Annotated in this window: 16 protein-coding genes; 12 read left to right on the top strand and 4 right to left on the bottom strand. The window is 70.4% G+C overall.

Going from position 1 to position 16,845, the window contains the following annotated elements; genetic code table 11:
* Positions 1-8 precede the first annotated feature (8 nt).
* The 7 genes from E3T37_RS15745 (at position 9) to E3T37_RS15775 (ending at position 7,158) form a co-directional block, all read left to right on the top strand.
* Positions 9-494 (top strand): FHA domain-containing protein, encoded by a 486-nt coding sequence (locus tag E3T37_RS15745; protein ID WP_134368219.1) that lies wholly within the window; start codon positions 9-11, stop codon positions 492-494.
* Between the two features lie 159 nt (positions 495-653).
* Complete coding sequence (gene leuC, locus E3T37_RS15750) at positions 654-2,147, top strand: 3-isopropylmalate dehydratase large subunit (RefSeq protein WP_134368220.1); 1,494 nt, start codon at positions 654-656, stop codon at positions 2,145-2,147.
* Positions 2,147-2,755, top strand: a complete 609-nt coding sequence (gene leuD / locus E3T37_RS15755; protein ID WP_134368221.1) for a 3-isopropylmalate dehydratase small subunit — start codon at positions 2,147-2,149, stop codon at positions 2,753-2,755. The genes leuC and leuD overlap by 1 nt, the downstream gene beginning before the upstream one ends.
* A 98-nt stretch (positions 2,756-2,853) precedes the next feature.
* A complete protein-coding gene (gene murA / locus E3T37_RS15760) occupies positions 2,854-4,176 on the top strand; it encodes a UDP-N-acetylglucosamine 1-carboxyvinyltransferase (protein WP_241975804.1) in 1,323 nt (440 codons plus the stop codon).
* 49 nt (positions 4,177-4,225) lie between these two features.
* On the top strand, positions 4,226-5,023 hold the full coding sequence (locus E3T37_RS15765; protein ID WP_370263882.1) for a lysophospholipid acyltransferase family protein: 798 nt from the start codon (positions 4,226-4,228) through the stop codon (positions 5,021-5,023).
* The gene (locus E3T37_RS15770; RefSeq protein WP_241975801.1) at positions 5,013-6,137 is read left to right on the top strand and encodes an NAD(P)H-dependent glycerol-3-phosphate dehydrogenase; all 1,125 of its coding nucleotides are present in this window, start codon (positions 5,013-5,015) and stop codon (positions 6,135-6,137) included. Before E3T37_RS15765 ends, E3T37_RS15770 begins: the two co-directional genes overlap by 11 nt.
* A complete protein-coding gene (locus E3T37_RS15775) occupies positions 6,040-7,158 on the top strand; it encodes a D-alanine--D-alanine ligase family protein (protein WP_134368222.1) in 1,119 nt (372 codons plus the stop codon). The genes E3T37_RS15770 and E3T37_RS15775 overlap by 98 nt, the downstream gene beginning before the upstream one ends.
* Positions 7,159-7,337: 179 nt before the next feature.
* Here E3T37_RS15775 and E3T37_RS15780 read toward each other — a convergent pair whose 3' ends face one another.
* The 3 genes from E3T37_RS15780 to E3T37_RS15790 form a co-directional block, all read right to left on the bottom strand.
* Positions 7,338-7,565: a sulfurtransferase TusA family protein gene (locus tag E3T37_RS15780; RefSeq protein ID WP_134368223.1), complete on the bottom strand. Its 228-nt coding sequence runs from the start codon at positions 7,563-7,565 to the stop codon at positions 7,338-7,340.
* A 53-nt stretch (positions 7,566-7,618) separates the two neighbouring features.
* The gene (locus E3T37_RS15785) at positions 7,619-8,677 is read right to left on the bottom strand and encodes a YeeE/YedE family protein (protein WP_134368224.1); all 1,059 of its coding nucleotides are present in this window, start codon (positions 8,675-8,677) and stop codon (positions 7,619-7,621) included.
* A gap of 325 nt (positions 8,678-9,002) precedes the next feature.
* Positions 9,003-9,518 carry a DUF3515 domain-containing protein gene (locus tag E3T37_RS15790; protein WP_134368225.1) on the bottom strand — a complete coding sequence of 172 codons (516 nt, stop codon included), beginning with the start codon at positions 9,516-9,518 and terminating at the stop codon, positions 9,003-9,005.
* A 24-nt stretch (positions 9,519-9,542) separates the two neighbouring features.
* Between E3T37_RS15790 and thiL the strand changes: the two genes are divergently transcribed.
* Positions 9,543-10,565 carry a thiamine-phosphate kinase gene (gene thiL, locus E3T37_RS15795; RefSeq protein WP_241978614.1) on the top strand — a complete coding sequence of 341 codons (1,023 nt, stop codon included), beginning with the start codon at positions 9,543-9,545 and terminating at the stop codon, positions 10,563-10,565.
* A gap of 157 nt (positions 10,566-10,722) precedes the next feature.
* Here thiL and rsmD read toward each other — a convergent pair whose 3' ends face one another.
* Positions 10,723-11,304: a 16S rRNA (guanine(966)-N(2))-methyltransferase RsmD gene (rsmD, locus tag E3T37_RS15800; RefSeq protein ID WP_134368226.1), complete on the bottom strand. Its 582-nt coding sequence runs from the start codon at positions 11,302-11,304 to the stop codon at positions 10,723-10,725.
* Between the two features lie 84 nt (positions 11,305-11,388).
* Here rsmD and E3T37_RS15805 point away from each other — a divergent pair, with 84 nt between their 5' ends.
* From E3T37_RS15805 to E3T37_RS15820, 4 genes are all read left to right on the top strand, one after another.
* Complete coding sequence (locus E3T37_RS15805) at positions 11,389-13,611, top strand: ATP-dependent DNA helicase RecG (protein ID WP_134368227.1); 2,223 nt, start codon at positions 11,389-11,391, stop codon at positions 13,609-13,611.
* A 150-nt stretch (positions 13,612-13,761) separates the two neighbouring features.
* Positions 13,762-14,250, top strand: coding sequence for a pantetheine-phosphate adenylyltransferase (coaD, locus tag E3T37_RS15810; protein WP_134368228.1), 489 nt, complete (start codon positions 13,762-13,764; stop codon positions 14,248-14,250).
* Entirely contained in the window at positions 14,247-15,308 is a 1,062-nt protein-coding gene (locus tag E3T37_RS15815) for an AAA family ATPase (protein ID WP_370263885.1), read from the top strand. Before coaD ends, E3T37_RS15815 begins: the two co-directional genes overlap by 4 nt.
* A gap of 5 nt (positions 15,309-15,313) precedes the next feature.
* Positions 15,314-16,792 carry a DUF58 domain-containing protein gene (locus E3T37_RS15820; protein WP_134368229.1) on the top strand — a complete coding sequence of 493 codons (1,479 nt, stop codon included), beginning with the start codon at positions 15,314-15,316 and terminating at the stop codon, positions 16,790-16,792.
* Positions 16,793-16,845 lie beyond the last annotated feature (53 nt).

The raw sequence follows: 16,845 nt of genomic DNA on the forward strand, positions 1-16,845 counted from the left end.
GTGGCGAGGTGGACAAACCCGGATTCATCCTCCCGCCGCCGTGGCTGAGCCCGGCACCGGCCGCCGACGAGTCGGACCCGGACGACGAGGTCGCGACCGACAGCACCACGATGCGCGCCTCCTTCCCGGCGTTCCGGCCGATCCAGGCGGAACCGAGGCGGCCACGTCGCTGGCTGCTGACCTTCGAAGACGGCCAGGCGGTCGACGTGGCCGGGGCCGTCGTGCTGGGGCGCAGCCCGGCCCCGGTCCCCGGGCACCCGGATGCCCGGCTCGTCTCCGTGCAGGACCCGGCCCGGTCGGTGTCGAAGACCCACGCCGTCGTCTTCATCGCGGACCACGGCCTCTCGGTGACCGACCTGGACTCGACCAACGGCGTGTCGGCGACGGTTCCCGACGGCGCCTGGACCGATCTCGAGCCGGGGGCGACGCAGAATCTTCTGCCGGGTTCTGTGCTGATGCTGGGCCAATTCACGGTCCAGGTCGCCCTCGAATGAGCGCCGCACTGCAACCGTGCAGACGCGAAGTGTTAGCCTGTTCGGGTGCTGCCCGGTCGAATCCTCCTTCTCTGCCGCGACGAGTGCCAGTTCTGAGGCCTCTCTCGTCGTGGGGTTTGTTGTCGGCTGATTACCCACTGTTGAGGAAGACGCACACCCATGACTGAAGCAACACTGCCCGCGGCCGCATCGAACACCGTCGCACCATTCACGGCCGGCCCGGGCGCCGTTCGACCGCGCACCCTGGCCGAGAAGGTCTGGGACAAGCACCTCGTCGCCAAAGGCGAAGACGGCACCCCCGACCTGATCTACATCGACCTGCACCTCGTGCACGAGGTCACCAGCCCGCAGGCCTTCGACGGGCTGCGCCTGGCCGGGCGCCGACTGCGCCGACCCGACCTCACCATCGCCACGGAAGACCACAACACTCCGACGCTCGCGATCGACAAGCCCATCGCCGACCTCACCAGCCGCACCCAGATCGAGACCCTCCGCCGCAACTGCGAGGAATTCGGCGTGCGGCTGCACTCCCTCGGCGACATCGAACAGGGCATCGTGCACGTCGTCGGACCGCAGCTGGGCCTGACCCAGCCGGGCATCACCGTCGTCTGCGGCGACTCGCACACCTCCACCCACGGCGCCTTCGGGGCCATGGCGCTGGGCATCGGCACCAGCGAGGTGGAGCACGTCATGGCCACCCAGACCCTGCCGCTGAAGCCGTTCAAGACCATGGCCATCACCGTGGACGGCACCCTGCGCCCCGGCGTCACGGCCAAGGACATCATCCTCGCCGTGATCGCGAAGATCGGCACCGGCGGCGGCCAGGGCTACGTACTCGAATACCGCGGCAGCGCCATCCGTGCCCTCTCAATGGAGGGGCGCATGACGATCTGCAACATGTCGATCGAGGCCGGTGCCCGCGCCGGCATGGTGGCCCCGGATGCGACCACCTACGACTACCTGCACGGCCGCGCCCACGCGCCGGCCGGTGCGGACTGGGACGACGCGGTCGCCTACTGGGAGACCCTCGCCACCGACGAGGGAGCCACCTTCGACGCCGAGGTGATCCTGGACGCCTACGCACTGGAGCCCTTCGTCACCTGGGGCACCAACCCCGGCCAGGGCGTCTCGCTGAGCGAGACCGTGCCGGACCCGTCCGTCATCCCCGACGCCAACGAACGGTCCGCGGCCGAACGGGCCCTCGAGTACATGGATCTGGCAGCCGGCACCCCGATGAAGGAGATCCGGGTGGACACCGTCTTCCTCGGCTCCTGCACCAACAGCCGGGTCGAGGACCTGCGCGCCGCGGCAGAGATCGTCAAGGGCCGCACCCTGGCCGCCGGGTTGCGCATGCTCGTCGTGCCCGGCTCCGCCCGCGTCAGGATCGAGGCCGAGGCCGAGGGCCTCGACAAGATCTTCACCGATTTCGGCGCCGAGTGGCGCTTCGCGGGCTGCTCGATGTGCCTGGGCATGAACCCCGACCAGCTGGCCCCGGGCGAGCGGTGCGCCTCGACCAGCAACCGAAACTTCGAGGGCAGGCAGGGCAAGGGCGGTCGCACGCACCTCGTTTCGCCGCTCGTCGCCGCGGCGACCGCAATTCGCGGCACGCTGTCCAGCCCGTGGGACCTGGTCCAGGACGGAGACAACCAGTAATGGAAAAATTCACCAAAGTCACCGGCATCGCGCTGCCGCTGCGCCGCTCCAACGTCGACACCGACCAGATCATCCCCGCCGTGTACCTCAAGCGCGTGACACGGACCGGCTTCGAGGACGCCCTGTTCGCCGGCTGGCGCACCGATCCGGACTTCGTGCTGAACCGGCCGGAATACCAGGGCGCCCGCGTGCTCGTGGCCGGCGCGGACTTCGGCACCGGTTCCTCGCGCGAGCACGCCGTGTGGGCGCTGCGCGACTACGGCTTCGACGTGGTGCTCAGCCCCCGGTTCGGTGACATCTTCCGCGGCAACGCCGGCAAACAGGGTCTCCTGGCCGGCCAGATCTCCGAGGCCGACGCGCAGCGTCTGTGGGACATCATCGAGGCAGCCCCGGGCATCGAGCTGACGGTCGACCTGGTCTCCCGCACGGCCCGCGTCGGCGACCTCAGCGTTGCGTTCGAGATCGACGACTACACCCGTTGGCGCCTGCTCGAAGGCCTCGACGACATCGGCCTGACCCTGCGCGACGAGGCGCGGATCGAAGAATTCGAATCCTATCGGGAGCCCTGGCGGCCCCGCACTCTCCCCGCAAAGCAGGTAACACAGTGAACACCATCAGCGAAATCGCCAAGAACCGCGACGACGACCAGAGCAGGGACGACGCCCAGAACCGGGAGAACGCCCAGAACTGGGGCGCCGCCGTCGGCCTGCAGGGCGACCGGATCACCATCCGCGGCGGCATCCCGCTGGTCGGCCGGATCGAGCTGAAGGGTGCCAAGAACCTGGTCACCAAGGCCATGGTCGCGGCGCTCCTCGGCGAGACGCCCAGCGTGCTCAAGAACGTGCCCAACATCAGCGACGTGCGCATCGTGCGCCAGCTCCTCGAGGTGCACGGCGTCAAGGTCACCGACGGCGCCGAACCGGGCGAGCTGCAGCTCGACCCGGTGGACGTCGAGAGCGCGCACTTCGCCGCGATCGACGCTCACGCCGGCTCCTCGCGCATCCCGATCCTGTTCTGCGGCCCGCTGCTGCACCGCCTCGGCGAGGCATTCATCCCCGACCTCGGCGGCTGCCGCATCGGCGACCGCCCGATCGACTACCACCTGGACGTGCTGCGCAAGTTCGGCGCCGTCGTCGAGAAGCAGCCCAACGGCATCCGGATGTCCGCGCCCAACGGGCTCAAGGGCACCAAGGTGTCCCTGCCCTACCCGAGCGTCGGCGCCACGGAACAGGTGCTCCTCACCGCCGTGCGCGCGGAGGGCATCACCGAGCTCAAGGGCGCGGCGATCGAGCCCGAGATCATGGACCTGATCAACATCCTGCAGAAGATGGGCGCTGTCATCACGGTCGACACCGATCGGGTGATTCGGATCGAGGGCGTCGAACGGCTCGAAGGCTACAACCACCGCGCCCTGTTCGACCGCAACGAGGCCGCCAGCTGGGCGGCCGCGGCCCTGGCCACCGACGGCGACATCTTCGTCGGCGGCGCCCGCCAGCCCGAGATGCTCACCTTCCTGAACGTGTTCCGCAAGGTCGGCGGGGCGTTCGACATCGAAGACGACGGCATCCGTTTCTACCACCCGGGCGGCGACCTCAAGCCCGTCATCATCGAGACGGATGTCCACCCGGGCTTCATGACGGACTGGCAGCAGCCGCTCGTGATCGCCCTCACCCACGCGCACGGCGTTTCGATCGTGCACGAGACCGTCTACGAGCAGCGGTTCGGCTTCGTCGACGCGCTGGTCGAGATGGGCGCGACCATCCAGATCCACCGCGAATGCCTGGGCGGGCACCCCTGCCGCTTCGGCCAGCGCAACTTCAACCACTCGGCCGTCATCACCGGGCCGACGAAGCTGCACGGCGCCGACATCGAGGTTCCTGACCTGCGCGGCGGCTTCAGCCACCTGATCGCGGCCCTCACCGCGTCCGGAACGTCCACCGTGAGCAACGTCGGCATCATCAGCCGCGGCTACGAGAACTTCATCACCAAGCTTCAACTGTTGGGAGCTGACTTCGATCTCGAAGGATAATGGGGCCGTGCCAGCATCAGATCCAGCGCCAGTGTCAGGTCCAGGGCGCGTGTCAGATCCAGCGCCCCGGAACAACAGCTCCACCCCAGCCGTGAACCCGGGCCGGGAGCGTTCGGAGACCCGGCGCCCATCCGTGTTCTGGGCGCTGGCGCTGATCATCCTCCCGGTGATCAACCTGGCCGTGCGGTTCAAGGTCACCGATGTCGGCAAGTTCCCGCGCACCGGAGCATTCGTGATGGCGCCCAACCACTTCAGTGAGATCGACCCGGTCCTGATGGGCGTGCTCAGCTGGAAGCTGGGGCGGGCGCCGCGGTTCCTGGCGAAGGCATCCGTCTTCACGCTCCCGGGGCTCGGCTGGCTGCTGCGCAAATCCGGGCAGATCCCGGTGCAGCGCGGCGGCAGCGTGCGCGGCAGTGAGCCGGTCAAGGCCGCCGAGCGTCTCGTCGAACGCGGGCAGATGGTCGTGGTCTACCCGGAGGGGTCGCTGACCCGCGACCCTGACCTGTGGCCGATGCGCGGCAAGTCCGGCGCCGTGCGGATAGCCCTGGAACGGGGCATCCCGGTCGTCCCCGTCGCCCACTGGGGTGCCCAGCAGATCATGCCGCGCTACTCGAAGAAGCTGAGCCTGTTCCCGCGCAGGACCGTGCTCGTCAAGATCGGCGATCCGCTCGACCTCGCCGAGTTCCGCGGCCGCAACCTCGATTCGGCCACCCTGAACGAGGCGACCAAGGTCGTCATGGACGCCATCACCCAGCTGCTCGAAGACCTTCGGGGTGAAACGGCGCCGACCAAGCGCTGGAACCCGGCCGAGCACGACCAGAAAGAGACCGGCCGTTTTGAAGCCTAAGATCCTGCCAGGCAAACGCGTCGCCGTTCTCGGAGCCGGAAGCTGGGGAACGACGTTCGCGAAGATCCTCACCGACGGCGGGGCGGATGTCGTGCTCTGGGCCCGGCGCCCCGAACTCGCCCGGGAGATCACCGAGGCCCGGCGCAACAGTGACTACCTCCCCGGCATCAACCTGCCGGTCGGCCTCCGCGCCACGTCCAGGCTCGACCTGGCCCTGGCCGGCGCCGAGCAGGTGTTCGTGTCCGTGCCGAGCCAGTCGCTGCGCGAGAACCTGATCCTGGCCGAACCGTTCCTGGCCCCCGGCGCGATCGTGGTGTCGCTGATGAAGGGCGTCGAGCGCGGCTCCGGGCTTCGGATGAGCCAGATCATCGCCGAGCTCCTCCCGATCGACCCTGACCTGATCGCGGCCATCTCCGGCCCCAACCTGGCCCTCGAGATCGCGAAGGAGCAGCCGACGGCCGCCGTCGTCTCCTCCAACAGCCTCGAGACCGCCCAGGCCGTCGCCATGCTGGCCCGCAACCGCTACTTCCGGTCGTATGTGAACACGGATGTCATCGGCACTGAATTCGGCGGCGTGCTCAAGAACCTCATCGCCGTGGCCATCGGCATCGTCGACGGCGTCGGCTACGGCGAGAACACCAAGGCGTCGATCATCACCCGGGGCCTGGTCGAGATGACCGACTTCGCGGTGGCGTACGGCGCGCATCCGGAGACGCTGGCCGGCCTCGCCGGCCTGGGCGACCTGATCGCCACCTGCCAGTCGCCGCTCTCGCGGAACAACACCGCCGGACGCCTCCTCGGCCAGGGTTACGGCATCGCCGACGTCGTCAAGCAGATGCAGCAGACCACCGAAGGCCTCGCATCCGTCGGCCCTATTCTCGATCTCGCCCGTGCCAAGGGGGTGGACATGCCCATCGTCGAGCAGGTCCGCCAGGTGCTGGCCGGTACTCTAAAACCGCGGGACCTCGCCCCGCACCTCACCACGGACTCGGCTGAGCCGCAGGGCGAAAGGACGAATGATGGACAAGCTCACGGTAGCGCTGCTCTTTGGGGGTCGTTCAAGCGAACATTCGATCAGCTGCGCCACAGCGGGGGGCGTCCTCGCGGCGATTGACCGCGACCGCTACAACGTCATCCCGATCGGGATCACCCGCGACGGAGCCTTCGTGCTCGAAGCGGATGACCCGGTCCGGTTCGCCCTGGACGCCGCGGAACTGCCGGAGGTGTTCGACAACGGCACCCGGGTGCGGTGGCCGGAGAGCAGCCTCAGCCGCCAGCTGACCGTCAGCGACGGCGCCGGGTACCGTTCGCTCGGCAACGTGGACGTGGTCTTCCCGATCCTGCACGGTCCGTTCGGCGAGGACGGGACCGTGCAGGGGCTGCTCGAACTGGTCGGCCTGCCGTACGTCGGCTCGGGCGTGCTGGCGTCGGCGCTGGGCATGGACAAGCACTTCACCAAAACCGTCTTCCAGCAGGCCGCCCTGCCGGTGGCCCCGTGGCGCACCATCACGGCGGCCGAGTGGGCCGAGGCGCCCGGCATGGCGTTCGCCGCCGCCGAGCAGCTCGGGCTGCCCGTGTTCGTGAAGCCCGCCCGGGCCGGGTCGAGCGTCGGCGTCAGCCGCGTGGCGCACCTGGACCAGCTGGCCGAGGCGATGCGGGTGGGCCTCGCCGAAGACAGCAAGGTACTGATCGAGGCCGGCCTGTCGGGACGCGAACTCGAGATCGGCGTGCTGCAGGGCCGTCCGGGGGAGCCGACCCGGGCATCCGTGCCGGGAGAGGTGCGCGTCACCGGACGTGACTTCTACGACTTCGCCGCCAAGTACCTCGGCGCGGACGGGATCGAACTCGTCTGCCCCGCGGCTCTCGGCGCCGGGGAAGTGGCCGAGATGCAGGACCTCGCCATCCGCGCGTTCGACGCGATCGACGGCGCCGGCCTGGCCCGGGTGGACTTCTTCCTGACCGGGGACGGTTGGGTCATCAACGAGATCAACACCATGCCCGGGTTCACCCCGATCTCGATGTTCCCGACCTGCTGGCTCGCCACCGGGTACACCTACCCGCAGCTGATCGACGAGCTGATCGCGGTGGCGCTGGCCCGCCGCGCCCTTCCCGCCGCACTGCGCCTGTCGGTCTAACCAGCCGCACCCCGCCCGTCCCGCTGTCCCCGCCCGTCCCGCTGTCCCCACCCGTCCCGCCACCCCCACCCCCAAAAGGCCCGGGCTCGGTCCCGCCGAGCCGTGAGTTTCGCCCCCGTTTTTTGATTTTTCAGGGGCGCTTCTCACGGCTCGGCGGGGTCTTGGGGCTCTTGCCGGGGCTACGCCTTCTGCACCGTGATGGTCCAGTGGGCGTCCCCGACGCGATCGAAATGGGTGACCGGGTAGCCGTTCTCGGCGGCCCAGCGCGGTAGGGCATCCGTCGCCTGGGTGCAGTCGAAGTTGATGGTGAGTTCGTCGCCGAGGTCGAGCTTCAGGATGGCGTCACCGGCCTCCACGAGCGGGAATGGGCAGACCTGACCGTCGGTTTCGAGTACGTACTGTGCCATGTCGGGCTTCCTTTTCTTGGGTGATGCGGGGTGATGCTGGTTGATGCGGGTAGCTACCGGGGGACCGGGATGCGGACGGGGGAGACCCCGACCCGCGCGGACCCGGTGATGAAGAGGCGCGTCGCGGCGCCGGTGCCGATGATCATGAAGACCAGCGATACCCAGCCCTGGAGGCCGAAGGTGGCGGTGTCGACCATGCCGTTGCCGATGGTGCAGCCGCCGGCCAGGCTAGCTCCGACGCCCATCAGCGCCCCGCCGATGATGCTGCGGATGGTCGTGGTGGCATCGGGCAGCCGCACGCGGAACTCGCCGCTGCCTCTGGCGGCGATGAAGGAGCCGAGCAGGATGCCGATCACCAGGTAGACGCCCCAGTCGATCGCCTGGGGATCGCCGCGCACGAGGTAGTTGACGATGTTCGAGGACGGCCCGGTGACGCCGAGCCCGGACTCGCGGCCGGTTGCCCAGCTGAGCGGCCAGGCGAGGATGGCGAGCGGTGCGATGATCAGTGCCGTGGTGAACGCGCCCCACTTCTTCTCGAAAAGGAGGTGACGGATGCCGCTGGTGCGGGCCGGGAGGGACGCGAGCGTCAGGGGCGACCGCCGACGCAGGTGATACCGGGCCAGCAGTCCGACGCCGGTGACGAGCAGCGCGACCAGCACCCACGGTGAGATGCCGAGGACACCGTGGATGGTGGAACCCTCCACGGTGATGCCGCGGAGCGCCGCGACCGGGGCGGACAGCGCGCCGGTTTTCGAGATGGCGGCGAAGAGGGCGTAGAAGATCAGGGCGAACCAGCTGCCCACCAGACCCTCGCCGGCGCGGTAGTAGGTGCCCGTGGCGCATCCGCCGGCCAGCACGATGGCGAAACCGAAGATGAACGCGCCGAGGATCGTGGCCAGCCAGGCGAACGGCTGGGGGTCGAGGGTGATGACACCTGCCGCGTCGAGGGCGAATACGCCCACACTCTGCACGGCGATGACGATCAGGAAGGCGGTCAGCCAGCGGGTGCTGCCCGTGATCCAGAGGTCCCGGAATGCTCCGGTCACGCAGAACCTGCCCCGCTGCATGGTGAAGCCCAGGGCGACGCCCAGGCCGAGTCCGGTCAGAAGCATGTCGTGTCCCCGTCCATCAGTGGCCGCAGCCAACCGGCGGCGACTCCCCGGAGACGTTACGTGCCCACCGGTGGCCGCGCTCCCGGACGTCGCGGCGTGACGGCATGAGACGTAACACTTGACAATGCCCCCGTTGCCGAGGCAGGAGGCAGGCGCGGCGGCCAAGGTGCCGTCGCCGCTCCGCGAAACCTCGTCGCGAAACCTCGTCGAGCCGTGAGTTCCGCCCCTCCGACGGCACGAAAGTGGGGCCGAACTCACGGTTCGGCGGGCTTGGCGAGCCGGCGAGCCGGCGGGGCTGCCGGGGCTCTGCGGGCCGGGCGTGCGGTTACTGGGCCGGGGCCGCGGTCTCGCCGTCGGTCGGCAGCAGCAGGTCTTCGGCGCCGAGGCACTTGCCGGTCGCGGGGATGTTCTCCACCGCGTTGGCCAGGTCCACCAGCACCGTCGAACCGCTGACCTTGTCCGAGTCGATCACCAGCTCCGTGGCCGGGTCGCGGCCGTAGGTGGTGTACCGATACAGGGGGGCGTCGGTGTCGTCTTCGATCCAGTCGATGCCGTTGACGGTGAGGCAGGGCAGGGTGGTCGGGGCGGGCACGTCCACGCCGCAGTGCAGTAGCACGGCCGACGGGGTGCCCCAGGCGCCGGTTGACTGGGCGTTGGTCTCCCGCTCCGGCAGGGATGCGACCGTGGTCGGCAGGCGCACGATCAGGTCGGCGCAGGTGGGGTTGACGGCATCCGTCGCCGGTTCCATCGGCACGATGGCGGTGCAGCCGGTGAGCAGCACGCTGCCCGTCACGAGGGTGATCGTGAGGCCGGCACGGATGAGGCGGATGCGGGAGGTCATTGCATTCAGGCTACCGTTTGATGCATGACGAATGCTGCGGGCGCGATGCTCCCCACGAGTGAGACGCCGGCGAGAGAAACCCTGGCCGATCTGAGCGAAGGGGAGGTGCTCGCCCGCATCTTCCCCCGGCTGCCGGGCGCGGCCGCCCAGCTCCTGGGCCCGGGGGACGACGCCGCCGTGCTGTCGGCCCCGGACGGCCGCTACGTCGTCACCACGGACATGATGATCCAGGGGCCGGACTTCCGTCTCGCCTGGTCGAGCCCGCACGACCTCGGCTGGAAGGCCGCGGCCACGAACCTGTCCGATGTCGCTGCGATGGGCGCACGCCCCACCGCGCTGGTGGTGGCGATCGCCGCACCCCCGTCGACGCCGATCGGCGTGATCGAGGGCATCGCGGACGGCCTGCGGGACTGCTGCGAGGCGTTGGCGCCCGGCTGCGGGGTCGTCGGCGGCGACCTGTCCGCCTCGGACGCCCTGACGCTCGCCGTGACGGCCTTCGGCGACCTGGAGGGGCGCGGGCCCGTCCTCCGCTCCGGGGCGCGGCCAGGCGACGTCGTTGCGCTGGCGGGGCGTCTCGGTGAGGCTGCACAGGGCCTCGAGCTGCTGTTCCGGCTCGCCGTGAACGCCGACGGGGTCCCGGATGCCGAGCTCGCGGCGGCGCTGCGGGCGCAGCATCCCGAGGAAGTCGCCGCCCAGCTCGCCCCGGTGCCGCCCATCGACCGGGGCCCGGCTGCCGCCCTCGCCGGCGCGACGGCCATGCTGGACGTGTCGGACGGTCTCGCGATCGACGCCGGCCGCCTTGCCCGGGCCAGCGGCGTGGGCATCGACTTCGACCGCGCCGCCCTCGGCGAGAACGTCGAGCGTGCCCTCGGCGGAGGCGAGGACCACGGCCTCCTCGCGACATTCCCGGCCGGCACCGACCTTCCGGACGGTTTCCGGGCGCTGGGCACGGTCACGGATGCCGCCGGCACGATCCTGCTCGATGGTCGCCCGCACGGCCAGGGCGGCTGGGACCCCTACCGAGGCTGGGACGGCTCCGTCCGCTGAGCCGGCGACCCCGGGCATCCGCGACCCCGAGCGCGACCCGGGCATCCGCGACCCCGAGCGCGTCGCGGCGCACCCTGTGCCCGCGGGCGCACGCTGGAACCTGCGCCGCCGGCCACAACCTGCGCCGCGAGGCCCGTGACGGACGCCGGCGACCCGCTCAGTCGGTCGCGGGCCGCGCCAGTGACGCGTACCAGACGGTGGTGTCGCCGTAGTCCTTGCGCCGGTCGGCCTCGAGGCCGGGGCCCCACTCCGGCTCGGGCGAGCGCGAGCTCCGCTCCACGACCACGAGGGCATCCGGGTCCAGCAGGGGCGTCAGCGCAGCGAGGTTGTGGCCGAGTTCGGCCTCGGGGAGGTCGTACGGCGGGTCGAGGAAGACGAGGTCGAAGCCGTCGCCGGTGCTGGCCAGAAACGACTGCACGGCCTGCGCCGTCACCTTGATCTTCGGGGCGTCCTTCTTCGGGGCGGCCCGCAGCACGGCCTCCGCGTTCTTGCGGCACAGCGCGGCGGCGCCGAAGCCGTTCTCGACCAGCGTCACGATCCGCGCTCCCCGGCTGGCCGCCTCCAGGCCCAGCGCGCCCGACCCCGCGTAGAGGTCGAGAACCCGGGTGCCACGGATGATGTCGCGCGCGTCGAGCGCGGAGAAGATCGCCTCGCGCACGCGGTCGCTGGTGGGTCGGGTGCCGGTCCGGGGGACCGCCAGGGGCAGGGAACCGGCAAAACCGGCAACGATTCGCGTCATAACGGGATCGAGTTTATCGTCCCCGTCCCCCGGCCGGCCCGGTGACCGGTGACCGGTGTCGGCAGTGTTGTCTACGATCGAAGCATGACCGATTCGGAGGCCGCGGAGAACGCCCTGCCCCCGGTGACCCTCGACACGAAGCTGCAGAACGTGGTCGGCGGCAAGACGGCCGTCGCCCTGGTCAAGGCCTTCGGCGTCGAAACCGTCGGCGACCTGCTCAGCCACTACCCGCGCCGCTACGCCCGCCGCGGCGAGCTGTCCTCGATCAGCCTGTTGCCACTCGATGAGAACGTGACGATCGTCGCCGAGATCCGCACGGTCGAGGAGCGCCCGATGAAGGCCCGCAAGGGGTCGATCGTCGAGGTGAAGATCTCCGACGGTCGCGGAATCCTCAGCCTCACCTGGTTCAACCAGTCCTGGCGGGCTAAACAGCTCCGGCCCGGCATGCGCGGCATGTTCGCCGGCAAGGTCACCGACTACCGGGGGCACCTGCAGCTCACCCACCCGACCTACCGGCTGTTCGGCCCAGGTGCCGAAGACGAGCCCGAGATGCCCACGGATGCCGCGGCCGCCAAACTCTGGATCGAGCAGCCCATCGCCATCTACCCGGCCACGAACACGGTGGCCAGCTGGCAGATCGCCCAGACGATCGAGCTTGTGCTCGACAGCCTCGGCCCCGTTCCGGACCCGATCCCGACCGAGGTGCGCTCCGAGCGTGGGCTGCTCCCGCACGGCCGGGCGCTCGAGCTCATCCACCAGCCGGAGACCGACTCGGACTGGCGCCGCGCCCGGGACACCCTGCGGTTCACGGAGGCCTTCGTGCTGCAGAGCGCCCTGGTGCAGCAGCGAAACGAGGCGCGGGCGCAGAAGACCGTCGCGCGCGTTCCCGCGCCCGGCGGGTTCCTCGACCGGTTCGACGCCGCGCTGCCGTTCACCCTCACCGACGACCAGCAGAACGTAGCGGCGGAGATCGCCGACGATATCGCCCAGACGTCCCCGATGAACCGGCTCGTGCAGGGGGAGGTCGGTTCCGGCAAGACGGTCGTGGCCTTGCGGGCCATGCTCGCAGTGGCGGACTCCGGCGGCCAGGCCGCGTTGCTCGCCCCCACCGAGGTCCTGGCGGCCCAGCACCTGCGCTCGATCGCGCGCGCGCTCGGCCCCGAACTGTCGGTCGAGCTGATGCCCACCCTGATCACGGGGCAGCTGCCCGTCGCGGAGCGCCGCAAGGCGTTGCTGCGCACGGTGTCCGGGCAAGCTCAGATCGTGATCGGCACTCACGCGCTACTGGGCGAGAAGGTCACCTTCTTCGACCTCGGCCTGGTCGTCGTCGATGAGCAACACCGATTCGGCGTCGATCAGCGTGAGGCGCTTCGGCAGAAGGGCGCCCTCCCGCCCCATGTGCTGGTGCTCACGGCCACGCCCATTCCGCGCACCGTGGCCATGACCGTGTTCGGCGACCTCGACGTGAGCACGATCGCGGAGCTGCCCGAGGGCCGGCAGGGCATCGAGACGTTCGTGGTGCCGCTCTTCGAGAAACCCGCCTGGGTCACCCGGGTGTGGAGCCGGCTGGCGGAAGAGCTCGCCCAGAAACGCCAGGCGTTCGTGGTCTGCGCGGCGATCTCCCCGAAGCAGCTCGAGGAGGGCGAGATCGCCGACCCCGAGGCGTCGGCATCGGCATCGGCGTCAGTGTCGGCACCGGCCGACGTCGAGACCGTGCTCGCCGAACTCCGCCGCAACCCGGTGCTCGCGTCCGCCCGCATCGAGCCCCTGCATGGCCGCATGACCAGCGAACAGAAAGACCAGACCATGCGGTCCTTCGCCGCCGGGGAGATCGACGTGCTCGTCGCCACGACGGTGATCGAGGTCGGCGTCGACGTGCCCAACGCCTCCGCGATGGTGGTGATGGATGCCGACCGGTTCGGCGTGTCCCAGCTGCACCAGTTGCGCGGCCGGGTGGGCCGCGGGGGCGTGCCCGGGCTCTGCCTGCTCGTCACGTCCGCGGAGGCCGAGTCGCTGGCCCGGGAGCGGGTCGAGGCGGTCGCGGCCACCCTGGACGGCTTCGAACTGGCGCAGGTCGACCTCGAGCTGCGCCGGGAAGGCGACGTGCTCGGCCTGAACCAGTCCGGCGGCCGCTCCTCACTGCGCCTGCTCCGGGTGGCCACCGACGGGGTCCTGATCGGCGAGGCCCGCGGCTACGCCCAGCGACTGAGCGACCAGGACCCGCTCCTCGAGAGCGTCCCGGCGCTGCGGGAGGCGGTGCGTCGGCGCCTCGACGATTCCGAACGGGCATCACTCACCAAGAGCTGACCTGTGTGCACCGAGCCGTGTGCACCGAGCCGTGCCTGACGAGCCGTGTCGGCCGGCGCTCCCTGTGCACGGGCTGAGTATCTGCGGGGGCCTGCCGCCGACTTGGTGCGTGGCGGGGCGAGGTTCCCGGTCTCGGGCTAGGGTGAATCCATGCGCAGGATCGCCGTCGTCCCCGGATCATTCGACCCCGTCACACTGGGTCACCTCGACGTGATCGAGCGGGCGGCCGGTCTCTTCGACGAGTTGCATGTCCTCGTCGTGCACAACCCGGGCAAGACGGCGTTATTGCCGATCAGCCGCCGGGTCGAGCTCCTGCAGAAGTCGATCCGCGACGCCGGGATCGCCGGCAACATCGTGGTCGCCTCCTGGAGCATGGGACTCCTGGTCGACTACTGCCTCGAGGTGGGAGCGAGCGTGCTGATCAAGGGCATCCGTTCCCAGGTGGACGTGGCGTACGAGACCCCGATGGCGATCGTCAACCGCAACCTGGCCGCTGTCGAAACCGTTTTCCTGCTGCCGGACCCGGCCCACGCCCACGTGTCCAGTTCACTGGTGCGCCAGGTCGCCGCCCTCGGTGGCGACATCGCCCCGTACGTCCCCGAAGCGGTTGCGGAGTTCCTGCAAAAGGCACCCGTGTGAACTTATATCCCGTTCGGATAGGGACGGTCCCGGCGGTCGCGGGGATCGCGGTCGGCGCCGCCGCCGTTCCGGACGAGGAGACCCCGATGGACCTTCCGATGGTCGAGGTCGCGGCTCGCGCCATCATCCGTAATGTCGAGACGGTCATCGACGGCAAGCACGAGGCCGTGACCACGGCGCTGACGGTTCTCCTGGCCCAGGGCCATCTCCTGATCGAGGATGTCCCCGGCGTGGGGAAGACCATGCTGGCCAAGGCCCTCGCCAAATCGCTGGACTGCACCGTGAGCCGGATCCAGTTCACCCCCGACCTGCTGCCGTCCGACGTGACCGGCGTGTCGGTGTTCAACCAGGTGGACCGCCGGTTCGAGTTCAAGCCCGGCGCCATCTTCGCGAACATCGTGATCGGTGACGAGATCAACCGGGCGAGTCCGAAGACCCAGTCGGCGCTGCTGGAGTGCATGGAGGAACGCCAGGTCACCGTGGACGGCTTCACCTATCTGCTGCCGGTGCCGTTCACGGTCGTCGCGACGCAGAACCCGATCGAGATGGAAGGCACCTACGCCCTGCCGGAGGCCCAGCGGGACCGGTTCATGGCCCGCATCTCGATGGGGTATCCCGACACGGAGTCGGAGCTGATGATGCTCGATTCCCGGGACGCCACGAGCCCGCTGGACGGCATCGAGGCCGTCGTGTCCGGCGCGCAGCTGCGGGGAATGATGACGGCGGCCCGCGCCGTGTTCGCGTCCGCCGCGGTCAAGGAATACGCGGTCAGCCTGGTTCGGGCCACCCGCGACGACCGCGACCTGCGTCTGGGGGCGAGCCCCCGGGCCACCCTGCAGCTCATTCGCGCGGCCAAGGCCCAGGCGGCCCTGCAGGGACGTGAGTACGTGCTTCCGGACGACATCGACTCGCTGGCTCTGGCCGTGCTCAGCCACCGGCTGATGGCCAGCGGTCGCGTGCTCGGTCACCACCAGGACAGTGGGCCTCTGATCGAGGAGATCGTGCGGCGGATCATCGCCGAGACCCCCGTGCCGCTCGGTCCCGCCGGACTCCACTGATTCCGATGCCAGCCCAGCAGCGGCGCGGCCGACCGGTCTGGTTCCCCCGGCTCACCGTCCGCGGGGGGATGTTCCTCGTCACCGGGGCCCCGCTGCTCCTCTACTCGCTGGTCAGCAATCAACGCGATCTCCTGTTCGTCGCCTGTCTGCTTCTGGTGGTCCCGGTCGTCGCCGTCGCTTACGTTTCCGTGCGACCCGTGCGGCTCCAGGTCACCCGCACGTTCCACCCGCCCGTCGTGGCCGCCGGGGGGGAAACCACCGTGGCGCTCACCCTCTGCAATCTCTCGTCCCGGGCCGTGACCGGCCTGCGGTGGCGGGATGCGGCCCCGGAAGCCCTGGCCGTGCCGCCCGGAGCGACGCTGCCGGGGCTCGACCGATTCGAGGGCGGCGCGGCCGACGGGGCCGACACCGTGCACCTCGATTACCGCGTGACGCCCCGGCGCCGGGGCGTCTACCCCTGTGGGCCGGCCCTGATCGGGCAGCCCGATCCCTTCGGCCTGACCGTCGGCGAGTGGACGGTGGGGGAGCCGCAGGACCTGGTCGTCACGCCCCGCGTCACCGACCTGGCCGGTCGGGGCCTGGAGAGCGTCCGTGGCGACGGCGAGGTGCCGGAGCGGCTGCGCCACGTGCACCACAACTCGGATCAGCTGATCGCCCGCGAGTACCGGCCGGGCGACCAGCTGCGCCGGGTGAACTGGCCGGCCACCGCGCGCCACGGCGAGATCATGGTGCGGCAGGAGGAGGAACAGAGCAAGCCGCGGGCCCGTCTCGTGTTCGATACGGCCCTGCACGGACGACGGAAACGGATGCCCGGCCCGGGCGGGCACCAGGTCCTCCGCCACGACCCGGCCTTCGATGTGGCCGTCGAGCTCGTCGCATCCGTCGGCGCCCACCTGCTCGAGGCCGGCTACCAGCTGGACCTGATCGAGCTGGGCCCCGGCCGGCTTGCCCCGGCCAGCGCCCGCGCGGGTGGCGGCCTGCGCGGCGACCCCGGCGACGTGCGGGAACTGGTGTTCCGCGAACCGGGGGAGGTTCGGTCCCTGCTCGTCCTGCTGGCCGGCATCGAACCGCCGGACCCGGATGAGTCGGCGGACCCGGATGAGCCGCCGGACCCGGATGAGCCGGCGGACACCCACGAGCCGGCGGCCACCCCCGGACCGGCGAGTGCGGCCGGGGCGACGCGCCCGGCGGATGCGGCCGGGGCGACGGGGAGGCCACGGATGCCCCTGTCCCCGCTCGGCCGTATGCTGCCGACCTTCGCGGTGCTGGTCGACATCGACGCGCAGGACACGGACGAACTCGCTCACCTGGCCTCCCGGAGCCGGTCCTCCGTCGCCTTCGTGCTGGACCCCATGAACCCGGAGTCCGTGGCGCGGCTGCGGGACGCCGGCTGGCGCTGCGTGCGCCTGCAAACGGCGCGGGACATCCCGGGCGCCTGGGTGGCCGCCGTCGGGGAAAGGCAGGCCGCTGATGACGGCGCCTGAGGCCCGGCTGCCGGCCCGCGCGCCTGGCCCCGCTCCTGCCCCCCTGCCGGCGC

It is taken from the genome of Cryobacterium sp. TMT2-10 (genome assembly GCF_004403075.1).
Classification (GTDB): domain Bacteria; phylum Actinomycetota; class Actinomycetes; order Actinomycetales; family Microbacteriaceae; genus Cryobacterium; species Cryobacterium shii.